The sequence below is a fragment of the uncultured Selenomonas sp. genome (genome assembly GCA_905372355.1).
Lineage (GTDB): Bacteria > Bacillota > Negativicutes > Selenomonadales > Selenomonadaceae > Selenomonas.
Genome location: CAJPOT010000017.1, coordinates 23261 through 34531, shown reverse-complemented (window position 1 = coordinate 34531; position 11271 = coordinate 23261). Strand labels below are relative to the sequence as shown.

General features: G+C 59.1%; 9 protein-coding genes. 2 read left to right on the top strand and 7 right to left on the bottom strand.

What is annotated here, in order from left to right; genetic code table 11:
- Positions 1 to 113: 113 nt before the first annotated feature.
- From QZ177_RS09085 to QZ177_RS09070, 4 genes are read right to left on the bottom strand one after another with little or no spacing between them, the layout of a single operon-like run.
- Positions 114 to 479 (bottom strand): VOC family protein, encoded by a 366-nt coding sequence (locus QZ177_RS09085; RefSeq protein ID WP_265070397.1) that lies wholly within the window; start codon positions 477 to 479, stop codon positions 114 to 116.
- A 9-nt stretch (positions 480 to 488) separates the two neighbouring features.
- Entirely contained in the window at positions 489 to 2759 is a 2271-nt protein-coding gene (locus tag QZ177_RS09080) for a DEAD/DEAH box helicase family protein (RefSeq protein ID WP_294177036.1), read from the bottom strand.
- Between the two features lie 35 nt (positions 2760 to 2794).
- On the bottom strand, positions 2795 to 4210 hold the full coding sequence (locus QZ177_RS09075; RefSeq protein WP_294177030.1) for a hemolysin family protein: 1416 nt from the start codon (positions 4208 to 4210) through the stop codon (positions 2795 to 2797).
- A gap of 46 nt (positions 4211 to 4256) precedes the next feature.
- Positions 4257 to 6491: a DNA topoisomerase 3 gene (locus QZ177_RS09070; protein ID WP_294177029.1), complete on the bottom strand. Its 2235-nt coding sequence runs from the start codon at positions 6489 to 6491 to the stop codon at positions 4257 to 4259.
- 283 nt (positions 6492 to 6774) lie between these two features.
- Here QZ177_RS09070 and QZ177_RS09065 point away from each other — a divergent pair, with 283 nt between their 5' ends.
- Together QZ177_RS09065 and QZ177_RS09060 are read left to right on the top strand one after the other, a co-directional pair.
- A complete protein-coding gene (locus QZ177_RS09065; protein WP_265070401.1) occupies positions 6775 to 8034 on the top strand; it encodes a diaminopimelate decarboxylase in 1260 nt (419 codons plus the stop codon).
- Positions 8035 to 8176: 142 nt separating this feature from the next.
- Complete coding sequence (locus QZ177_RS09060) at positions 8177 to 8644, top strand: hypothetical protein (protein WP_294177026.1); 468 nt, start codon at positions 8177 to 8179, stop codon at positions 8642 to 8644.
- A 119-nt stretch (positions 8645 to 8763) separates the two neighbouring features.
- On the opposite strand, the gene QZ177_RS09055 is transcribed toward QZ177_RS09060, so the two are convergent.
- Genes QZ177_RS09055 through QZ177_RS09045 form a run of 3 tightly spaced genes read right to left on the bottom strand, consistent with a single transcriptional unit; the run spans position 8764 to position 11167 of the window.
- Positions 8764 to 9744, bottom strand: coding sequence for a diaminopimelate dehydrogenase (locus tag QZ177_RS09055; protein WP_294177025.1), 981 nt, complete (start codon positions 9742 to 9744; stop codon positions 8764 to 8766).
- 20 nt (positions 9745 to 9764) lie between these two features.
- Complete coding sequence (pfkA, locus tag QZ177_RS09050) at positions 9765 to 10724, bottom strand: 6-phosphofructokinase (protein WP_006192900.1); 960 nt, start codon at positions 10722 to 10724, stop codon at positions 9765 to 9767.
- Between the two features lie 29 nt (positions 10725 to 10753).
- Complete coding sequence (locus QZ177_RS09045; RefSeq protein ID WP_294177024.1) at positions 10754 to 11167, bottom strand: mannose/fructose/sorbose PTS transporter subunit IIA; 414 nt, start codon at positions 11165 to 11167, stop codon at positions 10754 to 10756.
- Between the last annotated feature and the right edge of the window lie 104 nt (positions 11168 to 11271).

Below are 11271 nucleotides of genomic sequence, written 5' to 3'. Positions count from 1 at the left end.
GGCTCATGCCGTCCGCGCCGCTTTCGTTCCCTTATGACTGTTCGTCTTATCTCTCATATTCTGCATCCTTGACGTGCCCCTTCCCCATGCGGCAGTCCGCTCGAACTGCGCGATCACCATTTCGGCAGGACTTCGAGCCAATAGCCGTCGGGATCGCTGATGAAGTAGATGCCCATCGCCGCATTCTCGTAGCAAATGCAGCCCATCTCCTCGTGCAGTTTGTGCGCCGCCGCAAAGTCGTCGACGCCGAAGGCGAGGTGGAACTCGTTGTCGCCGAGATTATACGGCGTCTCGCGATCCTTGAGCCACGTCAACTCAAGCTCGTGCGGCGTCGAGCCGCCATCGCCGAGGTAGACGAGCGTGAAATCGGGCATTTCCACGCGGCTCACTTCCTTGAGTCCGAGCGCCTTCTCATAGAAGGCGAGCGAACGCGCGAGATCACGCACATTGATGTTATTATGCAAAAACTTGAATTTCATAAACTTCCCTCACTTCTTCATATCGAAGAATGCAAAATTCTTGCAGTAGTCCATGACGAGAAACCTCTCCTTGTCCTTTCCCTCACCGTTCAAGTCGGCGCAGAAGCGCATGCCCCTGCCGAGCATTTGACTGAACTTGCTCAGCGAATGCACCTTGCGGAAGAAGACGAGATTCACGACAGAAGGAATGTCAAAGCCCGTGTCCAAGACGTCGACGGAAACAGCGATCGTCAGCTGCTCATCGGACAGCGAAAAAGCCTGCACCGCCGCGGCAAGATCAGGCGTACGGACATCGAGCGCACGGATGAAGTCTGCGCCGTACTCGGGATGAAGCCGCTGGAAGATGAAGGCGATCGCCTTCGCCTGCAGACTGTTCTTCGCAAAGATGATCGTCTTGCCGAGCTTGCCGTCCGGCGTTTTGAGACCATGCTGCAAAAGGTTTTCGAGCATCGCCTGGATCGTTTCCTCGCTGAAGAGCCAGTTGTTCACGGCCGGCACGTCGAAATCCTTGCTCGCGATCGCGCCCGTATCGGAATACTCCATCTCCGCGATCGTTCGCTGCTCCTTTGTGAGATCGGCATAGCGAAGGTGCGGCTCCATGATGCCCTCGGGCGCTTCATCGCGCAGAACAAAATCGACGAGCCAACCGTCGCGGCACGCTTCTGCCAGACGATAGGCGAAAGTAGGCTTTCCGGGCGCAAGGTCGTAGAAACGATAGACATCTTCCTCTCCAGGAGCCTCAGGCGGCAACGACGAGAAGCCCAAAAGGATTGCATCGAAGTAATTCAAGAGAACGATATGGTCTTCGTAGATACTCGGGTGCGATTCGTCGATGATGACGAGATCGAAGTGCGCCGGATCGTAGAGGCGCGCTCCCGTTTCTGTCCGACTCTCGTTCACGGCGTCCATCATGATGGTCGCCGTCGCGAAAACGATGTCCGCCTGCGCCTCTTCACGTACATCGCCGAGGAGGTCGATGAGCTTCGCGTCGGGCAGCAGCATGCGAAACTGCTCGTAAGCCTGATGCACAAGTTCCTCGCGGTCAGCAAGGTAGAGCACCTTGCCGACGGCTTTCTGGTGGAGCAGCGCTTCAATGGCGCCCGCCGCCATGCGCGTCTTCCCTGTGCCCGGCGGTGTGGAAACGAGAAGCCGTCGCACGCCTCGATGCACGTCCTCGCATATACGCCAGACGGCTTCCTGCTGATAGGGGCGGTTCACAATGTCTTCAGCAAGGTCTGGATGTCCGTCCGGATCGTAAAGGCGGCGGAAGCGCAGGCGCCGCTCCAAACCGACGCGCGAAAAGCATCCATGAATCGGACGCAATGTGCCGCTCGCCTCATCCAGATAGCAGTATCCTCCCTCGCGCAGGAGAAAAATATAGGGACGCTCGCCGTACTTCTGTTCCATGAGCGTCGCCCATTCCTTCGCCTGAGCGACGCCGTCTTCTGCGGAATGCTCCGCCGCCTTGACCGCCATGACGGCCAGCGGTTTCTTCTCGGCATCGGTGAAGAGGAGGTCGACTGTCGGCGTCTTTTTTCCCGCGCCCTCGATCTGCGCGTTCATGAAGAAGTCCTCACCCAAAGTCCATCCCGCCTGCGCACTGTCCACCAGGATGTAGCGGCCGCGCGTCTCGGCGAGAAGGTCGGCAGGCACCTCGACGACGCTGCCGTTCCTGTTTTTTTCCCGCAGGGCGGCAAACTTCTCCGAAGCCTCGCGGTTCTTCTTGCGCCGCGGTAAAAGGGCGCCGCCTTCGAACGGCTCCTTGTAGAGTTCCAGGAGTTTCAGAGAATTCGCATTGCATTCCTTGCCGCCCGTCGGCAAAAGGCCCTCATTGAAAGGAGTCGGCGAAAAACCTTCCTCGTAGCACGCCGCCAACCATGAAAGGGCTGCGTGCAGTCCGCGCAGCGCGAGCAAGGCCTCCTCGCGTGAGACGTCCATGCCGCGATAAGCAACGACATTGCCGAGATGCAGGATGTAATGCACGAGATAATTCATTCCAGCCGGACGGAGTTTCTTGAGCGTCGGCTCATGAATGAGGCGAGCGATCGCCTCGCGATACGGCAGCGCAAGTCCCGCATCGTGCGTGAACATCCAGCGCACCGCCAGCTTGACTGCACGCGCCGACAAAATCACACACTCTGGGTATGACGTGCCGAATCGCCGCTCCGCCTCCATCGCCGTCTTCGCGATCGCCTTGTAATCCTTTCGCGCCATCAAGAAATCAAAATTTGATGCCATGTCCTCACCGTTCTTTCCCTGATCGGGCTGCTGCGCAAGCATCTCCTGCGCCAGCCCTGGCTTCTCTCACGAGAATCTCAATTCACGTGGGCGCCCTTTCCATCCCTGCGGCGCCCGCTCATATATCTTATGCCGTCGGTCTTGCGCGACTGCGTGAGATCGACGATCTCATCATGCTCCTTCTGCGGCTCTCGCCCAAGGCGGCAGAGGACGCGCGTGATGCGCACGCCCTCCGTTTCCTCGACAAAGAACTGTGCATCGCCGAATGCCGCCTTCTGTCCGATGCGCGGTGGATTGTCGACGTGCGCCGAAAGCCAGCCACCCACGCTGTCGATCTCCTCCTCGTCGATCGCGACCTCCAGGATGTCCTCAAGTTCCTCCAAAAGCATCTTGGCGTCGACAGAGTAAAGGCACGCACCCTTCTTTTCCACCAGCGGGCGATCCGTATCGAACTCGTCCTGAATATCTCCGACGATTTCCTCGATGACGTCCTCGATCGTGACCATGCCCGCCGTGCCGCCATACTCATCGACGACAATGGCGAGCTGCGAGCGCTCCTGCTGCATCGTCTGCAAAAGGCGGCTGACGGCCATGGCCTCGGGCACGACGAGCGCATGGCGCGCGAGCTTCCGAAGATCGGGCGCTTCTTTCTTGTAAAGCGTTTGTAAAAAGTCCTTGATATGCAAAAAGCCGATGACGTTGTCCTTGCCCCCGTCGCAGATTGGATAGCGCGTGAGCCTCTCCTCCATCGCCGTCTCAATGCTCTCTTCCAAAGAGTCCTCAAGATCGAGGCAGACCATGTCCGTGCGCGGAATCATGATCTCGCGCACGGAGAGATCGGCGAAGTCAAAGACGTTGTCGACAAATTCCAATTCCGTCTTATCGATGAAGCCTTGGCGATGACTCTCCTCCATGAGGACGCGGATCTCCTCTTCCGTATGCGCCACATCCTCCTCCTTCGTCACGACGGAGAAGCCCATGCGTTCCTCCGCCCAGTTCGCGACGTGATTCAGCAGCCAGACGAAAGGATACATGATGCGCTGGAAGACGAGGAGCGGCAAGGCGACTGTGAGCGCGACACTCTCGACCTTGCGGATCGCGACATTCTTCGGAATCAGCTCGCCGCCCACGATGTGCAGCGAGGTGATGAGGAAGAACGCGATGGCGAAGGAGACGGTTTCAACCGCGCTCTCCGGCACGCCGAACCACGAAAATGCCGGATGCAGCAAGGAAGCGACAACAGGCTCACCGAGCCAGCCCAAGCCCAGGGAAACGATGGTGATGCCAAGCTGCGTGACGGAAAGCGCCACGTCAAGGCGATCGGCCAGCTTCTTCGCATACGATGCGCGGCGGTTGCCCTCGGCGATGAGCACGTCGAGCCGGGAACTGCGCATCTTGACGATGGAAAACTCCGCCGCAACGAAGAACGCATTGCCGAAGACGAGCAGAAAGACGACAAGAATTTTCAAAGACAATAAAAAAGGATCTTCCAAGAACTCTCCCCCATCAAAATGCACTGATATATCTTACTTTAAACATTTATTCTACAATCGCTTTTGCTTTTCCTGCTCCCTTTTTGCCGTCCGAAGGGGAATTCATCATCTCTTGTGCGGACGGCAGCGGCGCATACTCGGCGAGGAATGCCGCCATCTCCTCCTCCGAAAGCGCGGGCGCACCAAAACTGCGGGCAGGGCGCACATCCTTCTGACCTGCGCGAGACGGTGCAGACCTCGCCGACGTTGCCCGTGGCGCACGCGAGTCGAGATCGGGCTTTCCCTCCTTGTCGTCGCAGCTCATGCGGCAGCGCGGGTAGTTCGAGCAGCCCCAGAAGTCGCCGTTTTTGCCGCTGCGCTTCACGAGGACGCCGTTTTTGCAGCGCGGGCACGGATGCTCGCCCCCGCGCTCGATCTTCGCGTCGAGCGCCTTCGCCACAAGGCGGCGCGTGAAAGCGACCTGCGCCGACAGGAACTCTTCGAGCGTGCCCTCGCCGTCTGCCATCGAGTGCAGCTTGTCCTCCCAAAGCGCCGTGGCGTCGGGATAGACGAGATCGTCGGGCAGGGCGTCGACGAGGAGGTAAGCCGTATCGGTCGGATAGAGCAGCTTCTTCTTGCCCTTCGCCAAAAGGAAGCGACGCTTGATGAGGTCATCGATGATCGCCGCACGCGTCGCCTCCGTGCCGATGCCGTAAACGTCCTTGAGGCGTTTCTTCGCCTCGGGGTCGAGCACGTACTTGTGGATCTCCTTCATGCCCTGCAGAAGCGTCGCCGGCGTGAAGCGCGGCGGCGGCTTCGTCGCACGCTTCTTGAGCGCGCCGCTCAAGTACGTCACGGCATCGCCCTTCTTCAATGGCGGCAGGACGCCGCCGTCTTCTTCCTCGCCGTCCGCATCGCCCGCATCAGCTTCTTCGCCCGCGCCCTTCTTCGCCGTGCGGTAAATGGCACGCCAGCCCGCCTGAATCTCGCGCCGCCCGTTCACGGCGAACGCCTCGCCGTGATAGTCGAGAGCCGCACGCGTCTGCTCATAAACATGCTCGGGATAGAACTGCGCGATGAACGCCTGCGCGATCAGGCGGTAGATGTTCGCTTCCGTCTCCGTGAGCGTCCCGAGCCGCGCACGCACGCGCGTCGGAATGATCGCATGGTGCGCCGTCACCTTCTTGTCGTTCCATGCGCGGCTCTTGATCTTCGCGTCCGCGCCGCCCGCCCAATGCGACAGAGCCGCATCGTCGCCGTCCCTGAGATGCGCGAGGATCGCGGACGCATCCTTTCGCTGATTCAGCGGCAGATATTCCGAGTCCGAGCGCGGGTATGTCGTGAGCTTCTTCTCGTAGAGCTTCTGCGCCGTATCGAGCACGAGCTGCGGCTCGTAGCCGTACTTCCTGCCCGCGAGCACCTGAAGCGATGAAAGCGAAAACGGCAGCCGCTGCCCCTCCGTCTTCTTCGCGCGATGCAGCTCCGTCACGCGCCCGTCTGCAGGCGGCTCGGCGAAACCCGCAAGACGCGCCTGTGCCGCCGCCTCGTCGACGAGCCTTCCCTCGCGGTCAAGCCCCGGCTCCTCCTCGCGCGGCTTCCAGACGGCTGTGAAATCCCCGTCTGCATGGCGGAACTTCGCGCGAATCTCGAAGTAATCGACGGGCTTGAAGCCCTCGATCTCGCGCTCGCGGCGCACGACGAGCGCCAAGGTCGGCGTCTTGACCCTGCCCACGGGCAGGACGAGCTTCTTGTGCCCCGCGCGGCGTGCCGCGAGCGTATAGGCACGCGAAAGGTTCATGCCGATGAGCCAATCGGCGCGGGCACGCGCCAGCGCCGACTGCTTGAGCGCGTAGAAGTCGCTGTTCTCGCGAAGATCCGCGTTCGCCTCGCGGATGCTCTTCTCGTCGAGCGCGTTCAGAAGGATGCGCTTGACGGGCTTTTCGTTGCCGACGAAGTCGAGCACCTCGTCGATCAGAAGCTGCCCCTCACGGTCGGGGTCGCCCGCATGGACGATCTCATCGGCACGCGCGATGAGATCCTTGACGATGCGGAACTGCCGCGCTGCCGACGGCGCAACGACGAGCTGCCACTCGGCGGGCACGATGGGCAGATCCTCCGTGCGCCAGAGCTTGTACTTCTCGCTGTACTCCTCCGGCTCCTTCTGGCGCAGAATATGACCGAAGCCCCACGTCACCGCGCCTTCCGCCGTTTCCAGCCAGCCATCGTGCGAGCGCACAGGGCCTTCGAGGCACTTGGCAATCTCGCGCCCCATGCTCGGTTTCTCCGCAATGTAGAGCCGCAAGGCTTCTCCTCCTTTCCGCGCACAGCGATATTTTATGAAAGCCCAAGAAGCCAAGTCGAAGGCGCAGGCTGCTTGGGTAACTTTCTTTAAGGGCGGCGCACTTTTGTCCACAAAGCGGACGTTTGTGCGTGCAGTTTCTCATGCAAATCAAATATTCTCTTCTATTATACCACAAATCGCCTTCATTGACAGCCCTGCGCTGCATTGTTATAATGGCGAAAGAATCAGCGCCGCCGCACAGGCGGCTTTTCACTCCATCAGAAACATTTTGGGAGGCGTCCTTATGACAGAAAAAGTTTTCCCCATAAGCCGCGAGAGGCTTGAGGAAATCATCGAACAATATCCGACACCCTTTCACATCTACGACGAAAAGGCCATTCGCGAGAACTTCCGCCGTTTCAAGCGAGCCTTCTCGTGGGCGCCGAACTTCACCGAGCACTTCGCCGTCAAGGCAGCGCCAAATCCGCGCCTCCTGCAGATTCTGCACGAAGAGGGCGCGGGCACGGACTGCAGCTCCATCGCCGAACTGCTCCTCTCCGAGGCCGCCGGTGTCAAGGGCGAAGAGATCATGCTGACCTCGAACGACACGCCCGCCGAGGAATTCCAGAAAGCGCGCGAACTCGGCGCCATCATCAACCTCGACGACATCAGCCACATCGACTATCTCGAAAAATGCGCGGGCTTCCCCGACTGCCTCTCCTTTCGCTACAACCCCGGCCCGCTCATCGAAGGCAACGACATCATCGGCAAGCCGACCGAAGCGAAGTACGGCCTTACGCATCATCAGATCTTCGACGCCTACAAGATCGCACGCGAAAAGGGCGTCAAGCGCTTCGGCCTGCACACCATGGTCATATCGAGCGAGCTTAGGAATGAAGCCTTCCTCTTCACGGCGGAACTCATGTTCAACCTCGCCGTCGAAATCAAGAAACGCCTCGGCATCTCGCTCGAATTCATCAACCTCGGCGGCGGCTTCGGCATTCCCTATCGCCCCGAAGAAGAAGCCATCGACGTCGAGCGCGTCGGAAGCGGCATCGAAGCGCTCTACAAGAAGATCATCGAGCCGGCGGGACTCGCAGGACTCGCCATCAAGGCAGAATCCGGCCGCTACATCACGGGACCTTACGGCTGGCTCGTCACGACGGCGCTGCATGAAAAGAAGACGTACAAGGACTACATTGGACTCGACGCCTGCATGGCGAACCTCATGCGCCCCGCACTCTACGGCGCGTATCACCACATCACCGTCGTCGGCAAGGAAGACGCCTTCTGCGATCATATCTACGACGTTACAGGATCGCTCTGCGAAAACAACGACAAATTCGCCATCGACCGCAAACTGCCCAAGATCGACATCGGCGACCGCATCGTCATCCACGACACCGGCGCCCACGGCCACGCCATGGGCTTCAACTACAACGGCAAGCTCAGAAGCGCGGAGCTGCTCTTAAGAGAAGACGGCAGCGTCGAACTCATCCGCCGCGCCGAAACTCTCGATGACTACTTCGCCACCCTTGACATCCCCGGCGGTTTGATGAAGTAGGGTATCACAACAGGGCTATGCGAAGATGTCAAAGATCATCGCATAGCTCATATCTTTTTCAGCTTTCTCTAAGGCGTGAGTATATTACAAAATGTTTACCTGCAGATCCTTTCTCATCAGACCCAAGGTGCGCATATCCGATTTGAACCATATCGATCCGGCATGGTTTGTCGATGTAACGGACGCCAAGGAGCTCAAAAAGATTGCCAGGCATGTGGACAAAAAATATATAGACGGCGCTATTCTGCTAAGCTATTTTGATAAAGAAATATTAACCTTCCGTGAATGGGACTCCCTTAATTATCTCTGGGTTTACCTCGCCGTCGCCATCGATAAACTGCTGCAAGATGGAATAGCCTCCATGTCCTTTCCAGATGCTCCAATGGAGATGGCCTTTGAAGAATATGACAGAGGTTTTATAAAATTGCATACAAAGTGGAACAATAAGCGCTTTTTTGTCCCAGAAAAGGAACTGCTGCTCACCTTGCTTCAGGGAGCTGTCAATTTTTTTGACGCCATCAATAAGCCGTTGGAACTATACAGTACATATGCGTTAGAACGGCAATACTTTGACGATCTATTGCAGCAAGTCTACGGCAAGTTTTTGTGATGGTATGTGTCTTTGCACCCGATGTATTTTCCGTTCGTATTCTATAGAAGAAGGGCGCCATCAGCCGACGGCGCCCTTCCTTGTTGCTTATGCTGTTCACAATACCGAAACTCTTTCCCTCACAAGAGCTTCGCCCGAAGTTCCTCTGCCGAAAGCGGCGAGAGGTAGGCGGGGGCGATGTCGAGGACGGTCTTGCAGCCCGCGACGCCCTCCTGCGCGAGGCGGTATGCCGCCCTTGCATACGCGAGGAGGACGCTCGTCGTGAACTCGGGGTTCGAGTCGAGCTTCAGGCTGTACTCGATCGCGTGCTTGTGCTCGCCGTGAAGCCCCGTCGCACCCGTGCGGATGACGAAGCCGCCGTGTGCAAGGCCGCTGTGGCTTGCCTTCAGCTCCTCTTCCGTGATGAAGTGCACGGTCGTATCGTAGTCGGCGAAGTAGTTCGGCATCTCCTTGATTTCCTTCTCGACCTTCGCTGCGTCCGCGCCCTCTTCGAGGACGACGAAGCATTCGCGCGTATGCTTCTCGCGCGTCGTAAGCTCGGGATTGTCGCCGCGCCGCACGGCGGCGAGCGCCTTGACGACGGGGATGGTGTACTGCTTCGCATCCTTCACGCCTGCGATGCGGCGGATGGCGTCGGAGTGCCCCTGGCTGACGCCGCGCCCCCAGAAAGTGTAATCCTTGCCGTTCGGCAGGACGGCATTCGCATAGACGCGCGCGAGCGAGAAGAGCCCGGGGTCCCAGCCGACGGAAATGACGGCGACATGATTCGTCGCCTTTGCCGCCTGATCTACGGCAGCGAAGTGCGCGGGAATCTTCGCGTGCGTATCGAAGCTGTCAACGACGTGGAAGAACTTCGCATACTGCGGCGTCTGCTCGGGCAGATCCGTCGCGCTGCCTCCGCAGAGGATCAGCACGTCAACCTTGTCCTTCCATGCCTCGATGTCCTCGACGCGGACGACGGGCACACCCTCCGTCTGGATCTTCACATCTTTCGGATCGCGCCGCGTAAAGACGGTGACAAGCTCCATATCGCTGTTTTCTCGCACGGCGCACTCCACGCCGCGCCCGAGATTTCCGTAGCCGAGAATGGCAATTTTCATATTTCTCTCTTCCTCCCAAATCAGGCGAGAACGCGTGCGAGGCGCACGATCTCGGGATCGAGCGTCTTGCGGTTCGTCACGGCGTCATGCAGATTGATGCTCACGACCTTGCCCATGTCGAAACCGAAGACGATGTCGCTCGCGCCCGACATCAGGGCGAGAGCTGCACGCTCGCCGAGAAGCGACGCCTTCATACGATCCTCGACCGTCGGCGCGCCGCCGCGCTGGATGTAGCCCAAGACGGATACGCGCGTATCGATCTTCGTCGTCTCGCCGATGAACTTGCCCATCTCGACGGCAGAGCCTGCACCCTGCGCCACGACGATGATGCTGTACTTTTTGCCTGCCTCGTAAGCGTCCATGATTTCCGTGCAGATCTCATCGAGATCGTACTTGACCTCGGGCACGAGGACGTATTCAGCGCCGCCCGCGACGCCCGCCATCATCGCGAGCCAGCCCGACTTCTTGCCCATGACCTCGATGAGGATGATGCGCCGATGCGCCGACGCCGTGTCGCGCAGCTTGTTGATGGCCTCCAGAACCGTGTTCGCCGCCGTGTCGGCGCCGATCGTGTAGTCCGTGCCCCAGACGTCGTTTTCAATCGTCGCCGGCAGACCGACGATCGGCATGCCGTGGCGCGAGAGATGCGCCGCGCCCGTGAGGCTGCCGTCACCACCGATGACGACAAGGCCTTCGATGCCATGCTCTTTGAGCTTTTCCATCGCCGCTTTGCGCCCCTCCTCCGTATGGAAGCGCTTGGAACGCCCCGTGCCGAGGAACGTGCCGCCGCGCTGAATGAGGTCGCTGACGCTGCGCGTCGAAAGCTCCTTGATGTCGCCGTCCAAAAGCCCCGTGTAGCCGCCGTAGACACCGAAAATCCTTACGCCCTCGGAAATCGCCGTGCGCACAACGGCGCGCGCCGCCGCATTCATGCCCGGGCTGTCACCGCCCGAAGTCACAACACCAATCGTACTGATCATGTATCTCTCTCCTATCCTATTGTCTTTTCTCAGCTGTTGACTGCACTCGCGTGGAAGAGCCGGATGCCCTTCTGACCCACGCTCACCGCCTTCTCCATCAGTGTACGGATGTCCGTCCCCTCGTCCATCGCCTGCGTGTTCGCCATGTCGACGAGCATCGGCATACTCACGCCCGTGACGATGCCGTACTGCTCGTTGTTGATGACGATGCGGCAGGCGGCATTGTATGGCGTGCCGCCGAAGATGTCGACGAGGAAGAGCACGCCGCCCGACGTATCGAGCTTTTCCAAGACGGCTTCGTACTTCGCCGTGATGTCTGCCGGCCCTTCGCCCGGCAGAAACGTGACCGCCGCCGTGTTCTGCACCTCGCCGAAGATCATCTCGACGGAAGAGAGCAGCTCTTCGGCCAGCCGGCCGTGCGTGCCAACGATGATTGCAAACATATCCATACCCCCCAGCTGAGCTTTTGCCCAAGCATCAAATCCAGTGCTTATCATTCTTATTATAGCAAATTTTTTCCTATATGTCCTGTAAAAAAGCCGCCTGC